We start from the raw sequence: 17,337 nt of genomic DNA on the forward strand, positions 1-17,337 counted from the left end.
GCTCCGGGCTCCGGGGTCAGCCGTGCCAGCCGGTCACGCCGCCCGGCACGGGTGCGCCCGGGTCGTACGGCTCGCGGGTGAAGATGAACGTGTTGAGGTCGAGATGGTCGGCGGCCACCTTCAGGGTCTCCCCGGCGTAGTAGCCGTCGAGCCCCAGCCACGTCCCGTCGTCCTGCGGCACGAACCGGGAGGCCCGCCCGGGGCCGCCGACCGGCTCCAGCGACAGTTGCCGCCCGGGCAGCAGCCGCAGCGCGTACGGCTTGGGCCCCCAGTGCCACAGCCCCGTCAGCGCCAGGAGCCCGGGGTCGGCCGGGTCGGGCTGCCACTCGTCGGGCAGGCGCGGCTCGTGCTCCTCCAGGATGTCGAGCAGGTCGGTCGGCAGGGTGCCGCTGAGCCCGCTGGTGGTGTTGGCCATGAACAGCACCCCGGTGCCTTCGCCGGGATCGGTCCACACGGTGGCCAGGAAGCCGGGCATCGATCCGGTGTGCCCGGCCAGGCGGCGCCCGCCGGCGCGGGCCAGTTGCAGGCCGAGCCCGAACCCGCTGGTCCAGGTGTCGCCGTCCTCGACCCCCGCGGGCTCGTGCATCTCGGCCAGCGTGTCGGGACACAGCACGCCGCCGGTGTCGCCGCCGAGGAAGGCGGCCCAGCGGGCCAGGTCGGCCGGGCTGGACCAGAGCTGGCCGGCGGGGGCCATGGCGTCGGCGTCGTGTTCGGGCTCTTCGAGCACGACGTCGGCCCACGGATGCACGGCGTAGCCGGTGGCGTGCGGCGGGCGGGGGCGCGGGGTGGTGGCGTTCATGCCGAGCGGGTCGAGCACCTCGGCGGTGAGCGCTTTGAGCCAGGTGGTGCCGCGCAGCCGGGCGACGAGCTCGCCCAGCAGCGCGAAACCGAGGTTGGAGTAGTGGAAGCGGCGGCCCGGCCGGTGTTTGAGCTCGGCCGGGCCGACCCGCTCCAGCAGGTCGGCGGCGGGAACGCCGGGAGTGCGCTCCCACCAGTCGGTGGGCGGCTCGGCGGTCAGCCCGGCGGTGTGCGACAGCAACTGGGCGATGGTGACGTGCCCGAGCGGGGCTCCGGGCAGGTGCTCGCCCAGCGGGTCGGTCAGCGCGAGCGCGCCTTCGTCGCGCAGCCGCATGACGACCACGGCGACCATGCTCTTGGTGATCGACCCGATGCGGTACTGGGTGGCGGCGGTCGGCGGCGCGCCGTCGACGCGGCCACGGCCGCCGAACCACGCCATGCGCCCGTCGCGCACGATCGCGGCCGTCAGCGACGGCACCCTGCATTCGGCTTGTTCGACGGCCAGCCTGCGCAGCAGTGCGCGGGCCGTCGCGTGTCCCACCTGACTCATGGGCGACAAGACTAGCCGTTAGATCCGCACCAGCAGCGGCCCGATCAGCTCTCCCTGGTGCGGCTGCGGGTGGGCCTGGTCGTGGTAGTAGTGGCCGGCGTACCAGACGACGACGTTGGCGCCGTTGATGTTCTCGCCGTTGAGGAAGCGGTTGATCGCGGCCCGGTCGCGGGGGCCGGGGTTGCCGTCGTCGAGCTCGCGCGGGTGGTGCCGCAGGAACCACAGGTCGGACACGCCGTAGGCGTCGGCGGTGCCGTCGTGGTCGCCGGGGTGGATCTGGTAGCCGCGGCCGGAGGACTTGTCGCGGACCCGCCAGTAGCTGGGCCGCAGGTGGGCGGGGTGGCGGCGCTTGCGGGAGGTCTCGCGGACGATCGGCACGGGTTCGGGGATGAGGGAGCCGGTGTCGTCGATCTGCTCGACCACGTCGTTGCCGGCGCCTTCGACGTCGAAGTCCAGCCGCCAGTAGGCGTGGTGGCGGTGCACCAGGCACGTCATCGGGTTGGCGGTGGCGGCGAATCCGAAGCGGGGGGCGATGTCGCCGTTGTCGGCCAGCCGCCAGTCGCTGGCGTAGCGGTACCAGCCGGCCGCCAGCTCGCTGACGATGCGGAGTTCCTGGCCGTCGTGGTGGAAGGCGACGCCCTGGAAGTTGCCGGCGTCGGTGGAGGGCCGCTCCAGGATGGTACGCGGCGGGCTGGAGCACAGCCGCCATCCCCAGCCGACCGGGTCGCTGCCGGTGGCGTTGAAGCGGGTCTCGAAGCTGACGTCGTCGCGGAAGGTGGTGCCCTCCTCGTATTCGACGTTGAGGATGGGCACGTGGGCCTGGCGCAGTACGAGCCTGCCGCGGTAGCGGACGTCGCGCAGCTCGACGCCGCCGCCGAGGCCGGGGTTCTGCGGGGCCGAGGCGCGCGGCCGTACCACCAGCAGGTTCCACAGCTCGGTGGAGCCGCGGTGGACGCGTACCCGGACCTGGTCGGGGCCGCCGCGGTCGGCCAGGGCGTCGATGCCCGTGGGGACGCTGTCCTCGCAGTCGTGGTGCATGCGTACGTTGATGCCGGCCGGGGTCCAGTCGACGGCGCGGTTGACCAGGTCGACGGCGACGATGCGGTGGCGCAGCCCGGTGGGCTCGCCGGGAGTGTAGAGGCCGAGGGCAGGGCGGCGCACGGTGGTGCCGTCGGGGTTCTCGCGGTCGGCCAGGGGCGGCATGGGCCGGTAGACGACGACGTCGTCGCCGGTGGGGAAGCGGGGGTCGGCGCGCAGGATCTCGGCGGCGGCGGTGAGCTCGTCGCGGCTGGGCGGCGGCCGCCAGGCGCTGGGCCGCAGTTCGGCGTGTTCGGGCCGGTCGAGGGTGCCGCGCAGTTCGACGGCGCGGTTGCCGGCGGGGTCGAAGACGGTGGCCTGGAAGGGCGCGTTCTCGCCGGGGTCGTGGCCGAGGCCGGGGGCGAAGGAGACGGTGAGCCGGGCCGGGTCGGCGACCTCCAGGGCGGCCAGCGCGTCGGGGTGGTCGGCGACGGCCTGGCGCAGCCGTTGCGCGCTCAGCCCGGTGCGCGGGACGGCTTCGATCGTGACACGTACGTCGTCGCTCATGCTGGCTCCCCAGTGGAGGTGATCGGGCGGTCATCGGGGCGGGGTGTGGTCGAAGGCGTCGAGGATGATGCGGGTGGCGTCCAGGTCGCGGGCGGTGGCGCCGAGCCGGGGCACCTCGATGGGGCCCGGCCAGGTGTGCCCGCCGCCTTGGACCGTGTACAGGCGCAGTGTGATCCCGCGCGGGCAGGATTTCCAGCCGCGCAGCCGTACCTGGGGTGCGGGGCGGGTGGTGGCGGGGCCGGTGCAGCCGAGCGCGCGGGCCCAGCCGTCGGCGGTGGCGGGCACGGGCGGCAGTACCACCAGGCCGGCGAGCTTGCGCAGGTCGCCGGTGGCGTCGCGGAAGGGGTGGCCGCCGTCGTAGGGGACGATCCGGTCGGCGGTGCCGTGGAAGGCGAGGATCGTGGTGGGGGCGGGTCGGGCGCAGGGGCGGGTGATGGTCAGCCCGGCCACGGCGGCGACGCCGGCCAGCCGGCCGTTCATGGCGCACACGAGTGCGGCGGCCAGGCCGGCGCCGTAGGACATGCCGGCGGCGAACTCGCGGCGGGTGTCGACGCACAGGCCGCTTTCGAGGCGGTCGAGGAGCGCGGTCAGGAACGCGGTGTCGTCGGGTTGGCCGGTGTGCGGCAGCGTCCAGCCGATGCGTCCGGCGGCGGCCTGCGGGGTGACCACGATGTAGCCGCGGCGGGTGCCGAGCTCGGGCAACCTGCTGTAGGCGGCCTGCTCGGCGGCGTTGGAGCCGAGGCCGTGCAGGTTGAGCACGACGGGGTGGGGGCCGCGCCCGCGGGGCAGCGCCAGCAGGAACTGGCGCCGCAGCCCGCCGGACTCCAGCGTGTGCCGGCCGGGCTGGAGTTGCCGCGGGGCGGCGCAGCCGCTGGTGGGGGTGGCCCGGGTGGGGGTGGGACTGGTGGGCGGGTCCGGCGCGGGGGGTGGCGGGGCGGTCCCGCAGCCGGCGGCCAGCAGCACCGCCGCGATCACGGTGATGACGGCCTTGGTCATGGTGCCTCCCCCGCACGCCTGGTACGTCCCAGTGTGCGGGACACCGGCCGCCGGCGGGCGGGCCGCCGTCACGGTGTGGCGGGCGTGACGCGGTGACGGGAGCGGGCCAGCACGGCGGCGACGGCCACGCACAGCAGGGCGCCGGCGACGGCGAAGGACTGCACGGCGGGCAGGAGCCCGGCCGCGGTGGCCAGGAAGCCCACGCCGATGACAGGCAGGCCGACGCCGAGGTAGATGATCACGTAGAAGGTGGAGATGACGCCGGCGTGCCGGTCGGCGGGGGCGGACTGGTTGATCGCGGTCAGGCCGCCGAGGAAGGCCAGGCCCTGACCGGTGCCGCCGATCACGGTCGCGGCCAGCAGCAGTGCCAGGGACGACAGCGTGCCGGCCAGGGCGAGCAGGGCCAGCCCGGCGGCCAGCAGCGGCAGGCCGGTCAGTTCCAGGCTGCGGGCCGGCCTGCCGTAGCCGGCCAGCTGGGCGAGCGCGGAGCAGGCCAGCATGAGCGCCACGGCCGCGCCGCCGAGGAACAGGTTGGTGCTGCCGGACAGGGTGGTGACGTAGGTGGGCATCAGGGTGAGGAACAGCCCGGTCACGGCGAAGGCGAGGAAGCTGGTGGCGCCGCTGGTGGCGAACACGCCCCGCATGGCGGTGGGGATCTCGGGGCGGCGGGGCCGCCACCGGCCCCGGGCGGGCGCCGCGGGCAGTGCCGCGATCACCGCCGCCGCCGGGATGAGCAGCGCGATCTCCAGGGCGAAGGGCATGACGTACGGGGCCGGGGCGTACTGGGCGAGCAGCCCGGCCAGTACGGGACCGAGGCCGAGGCCGGACGCGGAGGCCACGGTGGACACCAGGGCCGCCTTGCGCCGGTCGCCGGTGGGCTCCAGTTCGGCCAGTGCCGCGGTGAGCGGCCCTGAGGCGGCGCCGAGCGCCAGGCCCTGCAGGACGCGGGCGACCAGCAGCCATCCGGTGTCCGTGGCCAGGGCGAACACCAGTGATCCCAGCGCGGCCAGGGCCGCCGCCGGCAGCAGCACCACGCGGCGGCCGAGCGCGTCCGACAGCGGGCCGGCCACCAGCAGGGAGGGGATGAGGACGACCACGTACGCGGCGAAGACCAGCGTGACGACCAGCGGTGAGAAGCCGAAGCGCGTCTCGTAGCCGTGGTACAGGGGGGCCGGCAGGTTCGTGCCGGTGAGCAGGATGAGCAGCGCGTAGGCGGTGCCCCAGAACCTCCACCGTCCCTTGCGGGCCCGGCCTGTCGGGGTGCCTGTTCCGGGGTGCGGGGTGGTGGCGGGTCGATCGAGCGGCATGACGTTCTCCACATGTTCGGGTTGTCCGAACATAGCAGATGTTCGAGAACGCCGAACATGTTGGGTATGCTGGGGTCATGGCCAGCCGCACCTCGACCGAACTCCTCCATCCCGACGTCGGCGAGCTCCGCTTCACCGACGTGCTGGCCGCTCTGAGCGACCCCGTACGGCTGGCCATCGTCGCCCGCCTCGCCGAAGCCGAATCTGAGGCCGAATCTGAGGCCGCGTCTGAGTCTGGGGCTGGGGCCGCCGGGGGCGAGCTGGCGTGCGCGACGTTCGCGCTGCCCGTCAGCAAGTCCACCCAGAGCGGCCACTTCAAGGTCCTGCGCGAGGCGGGGGTGATCCGGCAGCGGGACGAGGGCACCCGCCGGCTCAACCGGCTGCGCCGCGACGACCTCGACGCCCGCTTCCCCGGCCTGCTCGACCTGGCCGTCCCCCAGGGCCGCGCCGTCATCGCCGGCTGGTGACGCGGGCGGCATCACTGTTCAGCCCAGCATGTGCTCGATGAGGTCGGCGGCCCGCGTGGTGCCGCCCTCGGCCAGTGCGTCGGCCCGCAGTCGTGCCGAGCGGCGGGCGACGTCGGTGTCGGCGACCAGTTCGTGCAGGGCGGTCCGCAGGGCCTCGGCCGTGGCGTCCGCGGTGTCGATGCGGCGGGCGACGCCCAGCTCGACGAGCCGGTCGGCGTTGAGGAACTGTTCGGCGGCCTGCGGCACGGCGATCATCGGAACCCCGGCCAGCAGCCCTTCGCCGCAACCGCCCATGCCGGCGTGGGTGACGAAGGCGTCGGCCTGCTCCAGGATCGCCCGCTGCGGCACCCAGGAGTGCACCTCGACGTTGGCGGGGATGTCGCCCAGCTCCCGGGCGTCGGTGTACTTGCCGATCTGCAGCACGACGTGCCAGCCGGGCAGGTCGCCGAAGGCGGCCAGGCACTGGCGGTAGAACTCCGGCCGGCGGGTGTAGGCCGAGCCCAGGGAGATCAGCAGGACGTCGGCGGCTCCGGCGGGACGCTTCCAGCCCTCCTCCTTCCCGGGCGGGCCGTAGCAGGGGCCGACGAAGGTCACCGTGTCGGTGTCGACCTGGTCGGCGTGCGGTTGCATCGCGCGGGAGATCAGGGCCAGGGCCTTGGGCGGCAGGCCGGAGAAGGTGTCCACGTCGGTGGTGGAGGCCCCGGAATCGGTGAGCCATCGGGCGAACTTCGCCCGGTAGGCGTCGGCGCCCGGCAGCCGCCACAGGTGCGCGGCCACGTCCTGCTCGTAGCTCTTCCAGGCCACGAACGTGGGGGACAGTTGCAGCAGGGGGCGGTCCTGGGTCTCGGCGAGGGCGCGGGCGGCGTAGGCGCCGATGTCGTACAGGTAGAGGTCCGCGCGGTCGTGGTCGTAGGCGGCGCGCAGCCGCGGGAGGGCCTGGACGGCGTTGTCGAGGAAGAGGTCCATGGCGGCGATGGGGTCCTCGGGCCAGGTGTTGTCGGCGACGGGCAGCGTGGAGGCGCAGGGGACCAGTTCGGCGCCGGTGGCGGTGATCAGGTCGGCCACCGCCGGGTCGTTGGCGTAGGTCACCCGGTGGCCGCGCGTCACCAGCTCGCGGATGATCTCGAGACTGGGCAGGACGTGGCTGACGGCGGGGATGCCGATCATGGCGATATGGGCGCGGCGCTGGGCCAAGAGAGATCACTCATTTCGGATATGTCAGGAAAACTGGGGCGGGTCTCATGCCCGCGGGGCGGCCGCTTCCAGGTCGGCGACGGTGCCCGACATGATGGTCCGTACGTGCTCGGTGATGTGCTCGGCCGGCCAGTCCCACCAGGCCACGGCCAGCAGCCGGGCGACGTCCGCCGCGCTGTGGCGGGTGCGGATCAGGCGGGCCGGGTTGCCGCCGGCGATCCCGTAGTCGGGCACGTCCGAGGTGACCACGGCGCCGGAGCCGATGATCGCGCCGTGCCCGATCCGCACGCCGGGCATCACCGTCACGCCGTAGCCGAGCCAGACGTCGTTGCCCACGACGGTGTCGCCCCGGTTGGGCAGGCCGGTGAGCAGGTCGAAATGTTCCGACCACGAGCCGCCCATGGTGGGGAAGGGGAAGGTCGAGGGGCCGTCCATGCGGTGGTTGGCGCCGTTCATGATGAACCGCACCCCCGTGCCCAGCGCGCAGAACTTGCCGATGACCAGCTTCTCCGGCCCGTAGTGGTAGAGCACGTTGCGGGTCTCGAACGCGGTCGGATCGTCCGGGTCGTCGTAGTAGGAATACTCCCCGACCTCGATCAACGGGGACTTGACCAGCGGCCGGAGCAGCACCACCCGCGGCTGGCCGGGCATGGGATGCAGCACGGTCGGGTCGGCGGGCATCAGGGGCTTCATCGGTCGTTCCCTTCGATCACCACTGTTAATGCGACAACTCCTACATTAAGATGCTGTCATGACCCTGTCCGCCGGGCAAACCGATTCCCCGCGATGACGTCCGAAAATCCGTCGCCGGCCCGGCGCCGCCCGGGTGGCCGTACCGGCCGCATCCGCGCGCAGGTGCTCGACGCGGTCCGCGCCGAGCTGGGGGAGCGCGGCTACGACGAGCTCACCGTGGACGCCGTCGCGGCCCGCGCGGGCGTGCACCGCGCGACGGTCTACCGGCGCTGGCGGGATGTGGGCGGCCTGCTCGCCGACGTCTTCGATGCGGCGAGCGACGACGACTGGCAGCCCCAGGACACCGGCTCCCTGCAGGGCGACCTGGCGGCTCTGAACCACGAGAGCCTGGCGGCCCTGACCGCCTCGCCGCCGATCGTCGCCGCCCTGATCGCCGCCTCGTTCCGCTCCGAGGAGGCCGCCCGCGGCGTGCGGCGGCTGTGGGAGGACCGCTACGCGCGTTGCGAGGTCATCGTGCGCCGGGCCGTGCGGCGCGGCGAGCTCCCGCCGGGCACCGACGCGCGGCGGCTGCTCATCGCCGCCACCGCGCCGCTCTACCACCAGCTGGTGCTGCTCCGCCAGCCACCCGATCCGGCCCTTCCCGACGAGGCGGCCAGGACCGCCGTGCTGGCCGCGTCCGCCGGCGCCTTCGCCTGCCCCCCGCCGGCCCCCTGAGCCCCCGGCCAGGCGCCTGACCGTGGGCGGCGGACGGTCTTTCCTGGCACGCGCCTCTCCTGCGGGCCGGTCAGTGGGGGCGGTCGATGGCCGGGGCGGCGAGGTGCGGGACGACGTCGGGGAAGGAGCCGTCGCCGAACAGGACGCGCGCCGCCAGGGCACGCCCGGTACGGCCGCGCAGCACGGCGACCGCGGCCTCCGCCGCGGCGGGGGACCGGATGCCGGCGAAAGCGCGGCGCAGCAGCAACCGGCCCCGGAACCGGGCCCGCAGCGCGCCCCCGTCGTAGCGGCCGAGCACGTGCCGGTCGCCGGTGCGCAGGTAGTCGGCGGCGACCGCGGCGGCCAGTTCGGACATGCGCAGGCAGGGGTCCAGCCCGCCGGCCGTCAGCGGCGACACCGCGCCCGCCGCGTCCCCGACGAGCAGTCCTGCGGGGCAGGCCAGCCGGCGCAGCACGCCGCCGACCGGGATCGGGCCGCCCCGGCGCTCGATCGGCCCGGTCGGCGCCGCGCGGCCGGGCGCGTCCGCGGCGAAGGCGTCCAGCAGGTGGCGGATGCCGGTACGCATCGCGTGCGGGTATCCCGCGACACCGACATGCGCGTGCCGGCCGTCGTCGATCACCCATCCCAGGTATCCGGGGGCGACCCGGGGGTCCAGCACGCAGTGGAAGGCCGGGACGTCCGTGCCGGAGGCGATCGGGTGGACGAGCTCGGCGCCGACCAGCCAGCGCCGGTTGACGTCGAGGCCGAGATCGGATGCCACCCGGGAGCGGGCGCCGTCGGCGCCGACGATGAAGCGGGCCCTGACCGGTTCCGCGCCCGCCAGGTGGACGACGCCCCTCGTCGCGCCGAGGTACCGGACGCCCAGCACGACCCGCGCCCCGGCGGACTCGGCCGCGCTGCGGGCGTCCTGGTAGAGGGCGGGCATGTCGGCCACGCGGTATTCGTCCCGGTCGCTGGTGAGCCGGATCGGTGCCCGCCGCGACGGGGGATACAGCAGCACGTCCCGGATCCCGGGCCCGAGCAGGTGGCCGGGCAGGTCGAAGTCGTCGAGGGTGCGCCGTACGAAGATTCCCGTCGTACGGATACCGGCCGACAGCGACCTGCGGCGGTCGACCACCATCACGTTCAGCCCCCGCCCGGCGAGCAGGCGGGCGGTGTGCAGGCCGGCCAGGCCCGCGCCCACGACCAGTACGTCCACGGTTCGCATATCCGCCGACGGTAGAGGCGGTTCGCCGCCGATACGACGGTCTGCACGTTATCCGTCCCCGATCTCCACAAGGCCGCCACACCTCCCGGACGAGCCGTGGGTCATTCCTCGGTCAGGGGGCCTTCCCCGACCATCGCGCGGAAGGTGTCGTTGGCCTGTTCGAGGGCGGTCAGCACGATGGCGCGCTGCTCCGCGCCCACCTGGCCGAGCGCCTCGTCGGCGAGCTCCGCCCAGGCCCGTTCGATGTCCGGCAGGAGCCGGTGACCGGCGTCGGTGACCACGATGCGCACCTGGCGGCGGTCGGTGGCGACCGGCTCGCGCCGGAACCAGCCGCCGCCCTCCAGCCGGGCCAGGCTGCGGGTGGCGGTCGGTTGCTCGATCCCGAGCCGGGCGGCCAGCTGGGAGACCGTCATGCCGTCGCGTTCCTGCGCCAGCACCCACAGCAGCACGTCCTGGCCGGGATGCAGGCCGAGCGCCGCGAGCTTGCGCGCCTTGGCGGCGCGGTAGAGCTTGCTCATCTTGTTCAGCGTCCGGTTGACGCGCATCGCCTCACTTGCGTCCACGGCCTCATCCTACTATATCTATAGTCGGCTATTAGATAGTCGGCTATAGACAGGAGTTTGATGATGGACCTCGGACTCAACGGACGAGTCGCCCTGGTCACGGGAGCCTCCGGTGACATCGGCGGCGCGATCGCCACGGCACTGGCGCAGGAGGGAGCGCTGGTCGCCGCGGCCTGGCACAGCAACGAAGAACCGGCCCGCGCCCTCGTCGAGACGATCATCCGGACGGGCGGGAAGGCCGCCGCCGTCCGGATCGACCAGCGCGACCCGGAATCGATCCAGGCGGCCGTCCTCCAGGTCGAGCGAGAGCTCGGCGACATCGCGGTCCTGGTCGCCAACGCCGTGTCCTGGCCGGCCCGGACACCCGAGACCTGGCAGACCCTGGCCGACGGCTTCACCGCCAACGTGGCCGGGACGCTGACCGTGATCGATGCCGCCCTGCCCGGCATGAGAGCGGCGGGATGGGGACGGGTGGTGCTGATCTCCTCGGACGTGGTCGACCAGCCGATGCCGGCAACCGCGGTCTACCCCGCCACCAAGGGCGCGCTGGAGACGGCCGCACTGGTCCTGGCCGCCCGTGAGGCCCCGTACGGGATCCTCACCAACGTCGTCAGGCCGGGCTTCACCCTGACCGAGCGGGCCCTGACCCACCCCGGGTTCGGGCAGGAGGTCGTCGACGCCGAGGCCGCCCGGACGCCGACGCGCCGCATCTGCACCCCGCAGGACGTGGCCTCCGCCGTCGCCTACCTCGGGTCGGCGGCGAACGGGCACGTCAACGGGGAGGTCCTGTCGGTCGCGGGCGGACGCCACCTCACCCGTTGACGGCCGTGCGGGCCGGGTCCCGCCGGGGCGGGGCTCGGCCGGCACGGTCTCTGAGGCGTGTGTCGGCCGCTTCCTGCCCACCATGGGTCATGCCGCCGGCGCCGCGCCCGGAAAGGCGCCGGCCCGGCGGCTACCGGACGAAGCAAAACTCGTTGCCTTCCGGGTCGGCCATGACCTGGAAGGAGCCCTGTTCGTCGGTCATCGTCGCACCGATCCGGGTGGCGCCCAGCCGCAGGGCCCGGGTGACGGCGGGCTCGATCGCGTCGACCTCGACGTCCAGGTGCAGCCGGTTCTTCACGGTCTTGCCCTCGGGGACCGGCTGGAAGGCCAGCCGCACGGATCCGGGAGGTTCGACGTGGGACCAGCCCCGGGTGCGGTCCACCGGATCGCCGCCGAGCAGGGCGGCCCAGAACCGGACCAGGGCCCGCGGCTCCCGGCAATCCACCACGATCTGGTTGAGACGGGCACGCATGACGGCAGGGTAGCGGACCCGGCTCCACCACCCCCTGTTCGCCCGGCCGGCGGCTAGGGTGATACGTCGCAGTGCTCTGTTCGCCGGCGGGCGAAAGGACCCACGTGAGCTGATGGACGACGGCGAGAAGGACACCCTGCTGCTGTTCCTGGAGGCGCAGCGCGCGAGCGTGCTGGCGATCATCGACGGCCTGGACACCGCGGCATTGACGACGACCGTCCTGCCCTCCGGATGGACCCCGCTGGGCCTCATCGAACACCTCGGTCACGCCGAACGGCACTGGTTCCAGGAGATCGCCACCGGCTCCGCCGAACCCCTGCCCTGGTCCGACGACCCCGAGCCGCTCACCACCACGCGACCGCCGTCGACGGTGCTCGCGTTCTACCGCGCCCAGTGCGAACGCTCCAACGCCGTGCTGGCCGCCCTGCCGCTGTCGCAGCGCCCCCGGCGGCGCCACCCCGGCCCACTGGGGGAGGAGGTCACCGATCTGCGGCGGATCGTCCTGCACATGATCGAGGAGACCGCCCGCCACGCCGGCCACCTCGACGTCGTACGCGAACTACTCGACGGCAGGACCGGCCTCGGCCCCCGCTAACCGCCCGATCCTGACGGGACAGCCGCCCGCCTGCCCCCGCCAGCCGCCCGATACCGACGAGACAGCCGCCTGCCCTCACCGTGGACCGGGCCGGAAGGCGTCCCGCCCGGCCCTGGTGCCACCTCCTCCAGGGCCCGGTGACCGGACGCGCCCGCCCCTTCCCGAGGCTCCACTATCCTTCACCGGGTGGCCGAGACCGATCCCGCACCCCGCTCCAGGACGTCGAGGCCGACCCCCCCACCTTCTTGGAGACGCCTTCATGACCATGCCTGAGAGCCTGCCGACCTGGCGCGACGCCCGCTACGACATGCCCGTCAGCCGGCAGTTGGAGCGATACGACCAGCTGGCCGCCAAGCAGGACGGCGCTCGTGCCCGCGCCCAGCTGGTGGAACGGGGCCTCTACGACCCCGCCCGGCACGGGACCGGCGACCGTCCCGCGCTCACCGCGGACGAGCAGGTCGAGCTGCTGGCGCTGGCGGAGTGCATCGCGCGTACCGTACGCCATCCCTCCAACATCCACCACGCGATGCTGGCCGGCCTCACCTGGGCCGAGATCGCCCACGTCATCGACTCCGACGAGCTCACCCTCCGCCGGGACTACCAGCGGTGGGCCGACGACCAGTACGACCTCCACCGCCGCTACCCCGACCGCGGCATGACCGCAGACGAGCACGCCGCGGCCACCGCCCGGGCCACGCGAGGGCACGACGGCACCCGCTGAGCGGCCCCACTCGGACCCGCCACTTGAGGTTCCAGCAGGTGGAACGTGCACATTCGAGCCCTGAGGGCCACCGGCGTCGCACCCACCACGGACGCCGGCCCCGCACGTCCGTGTCCACCGGCGTGTCCATCGGCAAAGGGAACGACCATGCCCACTCTGCTCCACATCGACTGCAGCATCCGCCAGGACGGCTCGGTGACCAGGGAGATCACCGCGATCTTCGCCGAGGAATGGCGGCGGGCCCATCCAGGCGGCACCTACGTCTACCGCGACCTGGGCAGCTCCCCGATCCCGCACGTCGACGAGGCGGCCGTGGTCGCCGGCCTGCTCGCGCCCCAGGCGTTGACCGGCGAGCAGCGCGCGGCCCGTGCCGTCTCCGAGCCGCTCATCGACGAACTCCGCCAGGCGGGCACGATCCTGCTCGGGGTCCCCATGTACAACTACTCGATCCCGTCGGCGCTCAAAGCGTGGTTCGACCGTGTCACGGTCAAGGAGCACATGATCGAGGACCCGGCGGGCGAGGGCCTGCTGACCGGCAAGCGGACGATCGTCGTGTCCGCCCAGGGCGGCTCGTACGCGCCCGGCACCCCGCACGAGCACCACGACTTCCACCGGCCCTACCTCCAGGCGCTGCTGGAGCAGATCGGCCTGGGCCGGGACGTCACGTTCGTGCACGCGGAGATGACGCTGGCGCATTCCGTGCCCGCGCTCGCACCGTTCAGGCCGATCGCCGACGCCTCCCGCGAGGAGGCGGTCAAGGCGGTACGCGCGCTGGCCACCGGCGCACCGGCGTAGGAGCTCCCGCCGCCCGTACACGGGTGACCGCGTGACGTTTCGGCCCTGTCATCATCCACGTGACGGGGATGGGGCGATATAGGGTAATGACCTCCGGGGGATCTCCGGGGATGGTCCACCCCCCAACCCGAAAGCGACCACGATGGGCGACACGCACCAGCAGCACCAGCCCGTTCCCCTCCACCCCGACCAGATGCGCGTGTCACATGACGAGCGCGAAGCGGTGGTGGAGCGGCTGAACACCGCGGCGGCCGAAGGACGGCTCGACTTCAGCGAACTGGAAACCCGCCTGGACCTGGCCCTGAACGCCAAGACCTACGCCGATCTGGCACCTCTCACGGCCGACCTGCCGCAGGAGGCCCCAGCCGAGCCGCTGGTCCTCAAGGGAGGCGTGAACGGCGCGTCGCGGACCGGGCACTGGCGGGTGCCCGCGCAGATCACCGTGTACGGCGGCATGGGCAGCGTCAAGCTGGACTTCACCCAGACCGAATGCCGGCTGCCCGAGATCGCGATAGAGGCGCACGGGCAGACCGGCGGTGTCACCATCGTCATCCCGGACGGGTGGGCGGCGGAGACCTCGCAGATGAGCCCGGGCCTCGGCGGCTTCCGGGACAAGACCACATCGGAGCGGCTGCCCGGGACACCGCGGATCCGCCTCGCCGGCGGTGGCGGCGCCGGGGGAGTGGTCATCCGCCACCCGAACAGCTGGGAACGCCGCCTACAACGCCGCAACCAGGAGCGCTGACGCCTCGGTGTGCGGCAGCCACCGTACGGCCCTTCCATACTGAAACGTCCCCGCCCCCGGCACCCTGGCGGGCCGTGCAGAAGCCCCACCCCCCGACGCCTCACGCCCCAACGCGGCCCGGCTGAGCCGCGACCACGGATCCCTCACCGCACCCGGCCCGGGTCACGCCCCCGCTGACACCCGGCCCACCCGCTCTCACCCGGCCACGTCCCGGCCCCGACGACGGCACGGCCGCTCAGCTCACGTGCCGCAAGCGGGACAAAACAGGAAACCAGGAGCGATCAGAAGCCCGCAGGCTTGTTGACCGTCCAGCTGACTCTCGCGGACGTGCGCGGGTCGGTGTACATGTAGATGACGACCCAGGGCTGCCAGTACGTCTCCAGCGTCCGGGTGGTCCACACCCCGTTGCACTCCTTGGTCTTGGGGTGGGTGTCCCCGAGCCACTCGGTGGCCAGCCTCGCGCACCAGCCGTCACCCGGCCCGCTGTCCAGCAGCTGGGCGCGGATGGTCACCCACCGGTCACCGTTGGCGGCGTTCTTGTGCCACGTCACGACACCGTTGCGTACCTTGGCCACGGCCTTGCCGTTCACGTTGAACACCTTGGGCCCGAAGGACACACTCCTGGACTCCACGGCACCGCGCGCCGCCGAAGCGGGCAGAGCCGTCGCCAGGGTGGCGGCCAGCGCGGTGGTGACGGCAAGCGCGATACCCAACGTTCTCTTCATGGGATTCCTCACCGAAGTGACATCAACGACGAACATTCCGCCCATCAGCATGGCTCGGCGTTCACGCCCGCGCCTTTGCGTTGCGCGCCAACAAAGCGACTTTCCGCGCCATCCGGCGCCCCCCGAGCGCGGACCCCGGAACCACCCCCGGCCCGCGCCATGGCGTACGACGACGCCGAGAGCGCGGGATACCCCGCGTTCAGCTGCACTCCCATCGACTCCAGCGCCGAGAAGGAGGAGTGGGGCTCCTGGACCGCGACACTCACGATCTTGTGCAGCCACCCCTAGGACACTGACCCACCAAGGCGCAGAGCCGAGGACGGGGTGTTCACGGCCGATCGGCGACACGCATCCTTCAACGCCCCGTCCCGTCACGACGCAGCACGAGAGCCCGTTCCACCGGCCGACGCCGGACGGGCTGTGGCCGCCGGCAGGTGAGGCGCCTCGGCATAAGCGTTCCCGCGCTCGTGCACCAGGGGGATCTGTGCCCAACGGTCAGTGGATGCTCCCTGTCCCTCGGCCTTTCCCGGCGACGCCGCCACATCGTGACCTCACCTGAGCAGCATGTCTGTGGCGGCTGAACGTTCGAACGGTGGTGACGACGCGAGCGACCACCACGATGGCCTTCCTTGGGTCTCCCGACGTCCGGCCGCGAACAGTCGCCCATGGAGATCCGGTGCCCTACGGCGTCCGCAGGCGGGCGGCCGTCCATGTCGCCACGTCCGCCACCAGGCCCGGGTCCACCGGACGGCGGTACTGCTCGCCGTAGGTGCGCTGAGTGGCCGGGCCGGGGTCGCGGCGGAGCAGGTGGGTGAGATCCGGAAAGCGACGCGTCTCGACCGGGCCGGGCACCAGCTCGGCGATAAGGTCGAGGTCGTCGGGATCGACCTGGACGTCCTTGTCTCCCGTGATCGCCAGCAAGGGCACCCGAACGTCGGCCAGGTCCTTCCTGGGATCGTAGGTGAGGAACTCGCGGTACGCCCGGGCGCCGATCCGCATGCCGTACACGCGCGCCACGTCACCCGTGGTCGCCTTGACCTTGGCCACCATCCTCGCCGCCAGATCCCGCATCGTCCGGCGCCCCATCAGCAGCACCATGAGCCGCATGACCCAAGGCAGCCCGATCTCGTCCTGCCGGGCGGCCCACCACAGGAGCGTCTCTTCGCCGGTCTTGGCATGCCCGCACAGCATGACGACGGCCCTGGCGCCTTCGCGGGCGCCCAGGGCGGCGGCGTGCAGCGCCCCCTCGCTGTAGCCGATCGCGCCGGCGACGCTGACGTCAGGACGCTCCGCCAGTTGCCGGAGGGCCGCCGCGGCATCCTGCCGGTGCTGGTAGAAGGCCGTCGCCCGCCAATCTCCCGGCGTCGCCCCCACGCCGCGGCGATCGTACCGGTACGTCGCCACCCCCTGCGCGGCCAGCGCCGCCGCCAGCGCCCGGCCCAGCTCGACCCGCCCCTTGCCGGCGTTGCCCTCCCGGTCAAGGTTGCCCGGAAGGAGCAGGAGCACAGCCGGGTACGGGCCCTGGACCCCGGGCAACGTCATCGTGCCGGACAGGCGCAGCCCGTCATCGGCCGTCATCGTCTGATCGAACTCTCGAAGTGTTGCTTCCATCGCGCACATCTCCTCACCGCGAAGTCGCGACATGTCGTGTCTCTGCGCCCTGAACGGTAGCAAGCGGAGATAATGTTCGCAATGTTTGAGAACATTAGCGTTAGCGTGGAATGATGGGCCGGTGGACGCGTTGGAACTGTTCGCCCATCCCGTGCGGCTGCGCATCGTGCATGCCATGGCCGGCAACCAAATCTTCACGACCTCGCGGCTCTGCGAGCTGATCCCGGACGTCTCCAAGGCCACGGTCTATCGGCACGTCGGCGTGCTGGCCGACGCGGGCGTGCTCGAGGTGGAGGGCGAGGAGCGGGTACGCGGCGCCGTAGAGCGTCGTTACCGCCTGCGCAGGGACCGCGCGACGGTGGACGCCGAGATGGTCGCGTCCCTGTCCCCCGAGGACCATCGCCGCGTGTTCGCCGCGGCCATCGCCACCCTGCTCGCCGAGTTCAACGCCTACCTCGACCGCGACCACGCCGACCCGGTCGCCGACGCCGTGGGCTACCGGCAGCACGCGCTCTGGCTCAGCCAGGACGAACGCGACGACCTCATAGCCGGGCTCCGCGCCGCCATCCTTCCCCACCTGGGCCACGAACCCGCGCCGCACCGCAGGCGCCACCTCCTCAGCCCCATCCTGTTCCCCAACGAGGACGCGAAGGACTCCGGACCGGTCACGGGCGAATCCGGCGGGTGATGGACGGGCCGGCGACCTCGACTCCGGCCAGCGCGTCGCGGCAGATCTCGGCCGGCTCGGTCGGGCCTGTGGCCGGGCTCATCGGAGCCC

The 17,337-nt window shown here is 72.9% G+C and carries 19 protein-coding genes; 8 read left to right on the plus strand and 11 right to left on the minus strand.

Annotated elements, in window-relative coordinates; translation table 11 throughout:
• Positions 1 to 16: 16 nt before the first annotated feature.
• From BLS95_RS12430 to BLS95_RS12445, 4 genes are all read right to left on the minus strand, one after another.
• Complete coding sequence (locus BLS95_RS12430) at positions 17 to 1,348, minus strand: serine hydrolase domain-containing protein (protein WP_090931108.1); 1,332 nt, start codon at positions 1,346 to 1,348, stop codon at positions 17 to 19.
• Positions 1,349 to 1,366: 18 nt separating this feature from the next.
• Positions 1,367 to 2,932, minus strand: a complete 1,566-nt coding sequence (locus BLS95_RS12435) for a hypothetical protein (protein ID WP_090931109.1) — start codon at positions 2,930 to 2,932, stop codon at positions 1,367 to 1,369.
• 30 nt (positions 2,933 to 2,962) lie between these two features.
• On the minus strand, positions 2,963 to 3,928 hold the full coding sequence (locus BLS95_RS12440; protein WP_090931110.1) for a CE1 family esterase: 966 nt from the start codon (positions 3,926 to 3,928) through the stop codon (positions 2,963 to 2,965).
• Positions 3,929 to 3,996: 68 nt separating this feature from the next.
• Positions 3,997 to 5,235 (minus strand): MFS transporter, encoded by a 1,239-nt coding sequence (locus BLS95_RS12445; RefSeq protein ID WP_090931111.1) that lies wholly within the window; start codon positions 5,233 to 5,235, stop codon positions 3,997 to 3,999.
• Positions 5,236 to 5,312: 77 nt separating this feature from the next.
• Here BLS95_RS12445 and BLS95_RS12450 point away from each other — a divergent pair, with 77 nt between their 5' ends.
• Complete coding sequence (locus BLS95_RS12450) at positions 5,313 to 5,702, plus strand: ArsR/SmtB family transcription factor (RefSeq protein WP_090931112.1); 390 nt, start codon at positions 5,313 to 5,315, stop codon at positions 5,700 to 5,702.
• Between the two features lie 18 nt (positions 5,703 to 5,720).
• Here the strand turns inward: BLS95_RS12450 and BLS95_RS12455 are convergent, their stop codons facing one another.
• A complete protein-coding gene (locus BLS95_RS12455) occupies positions 5,721 to 6,869 on the minus strand; it encodes a macrolide family glycosyltransferase (protein ID WP_090931113.1) in 1,149 nt (382 codons plus the stop codon).
• Between the two features lie 72 nt (positions 6,870 to 6,941).
• Entirely contained in the window at positions 6,942 to 7,589 is a 648-nt protein-coding gene (locus BLS95_RS12460) for a CatB-related O-acetyltransferase (protein ID WP_218135724.1), read from the minus strand.
• A 93-nt stretch (positions 7,590 to 7,682) separates the two neighbouring features.
• On the opposite strand from BLS95_RS12460, the gene BLS95_RS12465 reads away from it, so the two are divergent.
• Entirely contained in the window at positions 7,683 to 8,303 is a 621-nt protein-coding gene (locus BLS95_RS12465; RefSeq protein ID WP_090931114.1) for a TetR/AcrR family transcriptional regulator, read from the plus strand.
• 70 nt (positions 8,304 to 8,373) lie between these two features.
• On the opposite strand, the gene BLS95_RS12470 is transcribed toward BLS95_RS12465, so the two are convergent.
• Positions 8,374 to 9,510, minus strand: coding sequence for an NAD(P)/FAD-dependent oxidoreductase (locus BLS95_RS12470; RefSeq protein ID WP_090931115.1), 1,137 nt, complete (start codon positions 9,508 to 9,510; stop codon positions 8,374 to 8,376).
• Between the two features lie 101 nt (positions 9,511 to 9,611).
• The gene (locus BLS95_RS12475; RefSeq protein ID WP_090931116.1) at positions 9,612 to 10,073 is read right to left on the minus strand and encodes a MarR family winged helix-turn-helix transcriptional regulator; all 462 of its coding nucleotides are present in this window, start codon (positions 10,071 to 10,073) and stop codon (positions 9,612 to 9,614) included.
• A gap of 60 nt (positions 10,074 to 10,133) precedes the next feature.
• On the opposite strand from BLS95_RS12475, the gene BLS95_RS12480 reads away from it, so the two are divergent.
• Positions 10,134 to 10,895 carry an SDR family NAD(P)-dependent oxidoreductase gene (locus BLS95_RS12480; protein WP_218135725.1) on the plus strand — a complete coding sequence of 254 codons (762 nt, stop codon included), beginning with the start codon at positions 10,134 to 10,136 and terminating at the stop codon, positions 10,893 to 10,895.
• 130 nt (positions 10,896 to 11,025) lie between these two features.
• Here the strand turns inward: BLS95_RS12480 and BLS95_RS12485 are convergent, their stop codons facing one another.
• Positions 11,026 to 11,367, minus strand: coding sequence for a VOC family protein (locus BLS95_RS12485; protein ID WP_090931117.1), 342 nt, complete (start codon positions 11,365 to 11,367; stop codon positions 11,026 to 11,028).
• 112 nt (positions 11,368 to 11,479) lie between these two features.
• On the opposite strand from BLS95_RS12485, the gene BLS95_RS12490 reads away from it, so the two are divergent.
• The 4 genes from BLS95_RS12490 (at position 11,480) to BLS95_RS12505 (ending at position 14,223) form a co-directional block, all read left to right on the plus strand.
• Positions 11,480 to 11,962: a DinB family protein gene (locus tag BLS95_RS12490; RefSeq protein WP_090931118.1), complete on the plus strand. Its 483-nt coding sequence runs from the start codon at positions 11,480 to 11,482 to the stop codon at positions 11,960 to 11,962.
• A gap of 259 nt (positions 11,963 to 12,221) precedes the next feature.
• Complete coding sequence (locus tag BLS95_RS12495) at positions 12,222 to 12,683, plus strand: hypothetical protein (RefSeq protein ID WP_090931119.1); 462 nt, start codon at positions 12,222 to 12,224, stop codon at positions 12,681 to 12,683.
• Positions 12,684 to 12,830: 147 nt separating this feature from the next.
• Positions 12,831 to 13,478 carry an FMN-dependent NADH-azoreductase gene (locus tag BLS95_RS12500; RefSeq protein WP_090931120.1) on the plus strand — a complete coding sequence of 216 codons (648 nt, stop codon included), beginning with the start codon at positions 12,831 to 12,833 and terminating at the stop codon, positions 13,476 to 13,478.
• Between the two features lie 142 nt (positions 13,479 to 13,620).
• The gene (locus BLS95_RS12505; RefSeq protein ID WP_090931121.1) at positions 13,621 to 14,223 is read left to right on the plus strand and encodes a DUF1707 SHOCT-like domain-containing protein; all 603 of its coding nucleotides are present in this window, start codon (positions 13,621 to 13,623) and stop codon (positions 14,221 to 14,223) included.
• A gap of 281 nt (positions 14,224 to 14,504) precedes the next feature.
• Here the strand turns inward: BLS95_RS12505 and BLS95_RS12510 are convergent, their stop codons facing one another.
• Complete coding sequence (locus BLS95_RS12510; RefSeq protein WP_143043679.1) at positions 14,505 to 14,948, minus strand: hypothetical protein; 444 nt, start codon at positions 14,946 to 14,948, stop codon at positions 14,505 to 14,507.
• 681 nt (positions 14,949 to 15,629) lie between these two features.
• Positions 15,630 to 16,526: an alpha/beta hydrolase family protein gene (locus tag BLS95_RS12515; protein ID WP_218135726.1), complete on the minus strand. Its 897-nt coding sequence runs from the start codon at positions 16,524 to 16,526 to the stop codon at positions 15,630 to 15,632.
• A 154-nt stretch (positions 16,527 to 16,680) separates the two neighbouring features.
• Here BLS95_RS12515 and BLS95_RS12520 point away from each other — a divergent pair, with 154 nt between their 5' ends.
• Positions 16,681 to 17,247 (plus strand): helix-turn-helix domain-containing protein, encoded by a 567-nt coding sequence (locus BLS95_RS12520; protein WP_090931124.1) that lies wholly within the window; start codon positions 16,681 to 16,683, stop codon positions 17,245 to 17,247.
• Positions 17,248 to 17,337: the final 90 nt, after the last annotated feature.

The organism is Nonomuraea jiangxiensis, from assembly GCF_900099965.1.
In the GTDB taxonomy this organism is placed as follows: Bacteria; Actinomycetota; Actinomycetes; order Streptosporangiales; family Streptosporangiaceae; genus Nonomuraea; species Nonomuraea jiangxiensis.

Coding starts and splice junctions, on each gene's coding strand:
- BLS95_RS12450 (WP_090931112.1), top strand. CDS start 5,313: ATGGCCAGCCGCACCTCGACCGAACTCCTCCATCCCGACGTCGGCGAG.
- BLS95_RS12460 (WP_218135724.1), bottom strand. CDS start 7,589: ATGAAGCCCCTGATGCCCGCCGACCCGACCGTGCTGCATCCCATGCCC.
- BLS95_RS12500 (WP_090931120.1), top strand. CDS start 12,831: ATGCCCACTCTGCTCCACATCGACTGCAGCATCCGCCAGGACGGCTCG.
- BLS95_RS12455 (WP_090931113.1), bottom strand. CDS start 6,869: ATGATCGGCATCCCCGCCGTCAGCCACGTCCTGCCCAGTCTCGAGATC.
- BLS95_RS12505 (WP_090931121.1), top strand. CDS start 13,621: ATGGGCGACACGCACCAGCAGCACCAGCCCGTTCCCCTCCACCCCGAC.
- BLS95_RS12435 (WP_090931109.1), bottom strand. CDS start 2,932: ATGAGCGACGACGTACGTGTCACGATCGAAGCCGTCCCGCGCACCGGG.
- BLS95_RS12445 (WP_090931111.1), bottom strand. CDS start 5,235: ATGCCGCTCGATCGACCCGCCACCACCCCGCACCCCGGAACAGGCACC.
- BLS95_RS12515 (WP_218135726.1), bottom strand. CDS start 16,526: ATGACGGCCGATGACGGGCTGCGCCTGTCCGGCACGATGACGTTGCCC.
- BLS95_RS12480 (WP_218135725.1), top strand. CDS start 10,134: ATGATGGACCTCGGACTCAACGGACGAGTCGCCCTGGTCACGGGAGCC.
- BLS95_RS12490 (WP_090931118.1), top strand. CDS start 11,480: ATGGACGACGGCGAGAAGGACACCCTGCTGCTGTTCCTGGAGGCGCAG.
- BLS95_RS12495 (WP_090931119.1), top strand. CDS start 12,222: ATGACCATGCCTGAGAGCCTGCCGACCTGGCGCGACGCCCGCTACGAC.
- BLS95_RS12510 (WP_143043679.1), bottom strand. CDS start 14,948: ATGAAGAGAACGTTGGGTATCGCGCTTGCCGTCACCACCGCGCTGGCC.
- BLS95_RS12465 (WP_090931114.1), top strand. CDS start 7,683: ATGACGTCCGAAAATCCGTCGCCGGCCCGGCGCCGCCCGGGTGGCCGT.
- BLS95_RS12485 (WP_090931117.1), bottom strand. CDS start 11,367: ATGCGTGCCCGTCTCAACCAGATCGTGGTGGATTGCCGGGAGCCGCGG.
- BLS95_RS12440 (WP_090931110.1), bottom strand. CDS start 3,928: ATGACCAAGGCCGTCATCACCGTGATCGCGGCGGTGCTGCTGGCCGCC.
- BLS95_RS12430 (WP_090931108.1), bottom strand. CDS start 1,348: ATGAGTCAGGTGGGACACGCGACGGCCCGCGCACTGCTGCGCAGGCTG.
- BLS95_RS12470 (WP_090931115.1), bottom strand. CDS start 9,510: ATGCGAACCGTGGACGTACTGGTCGTGGGCGCGGGCCTGGCCGGCCTG.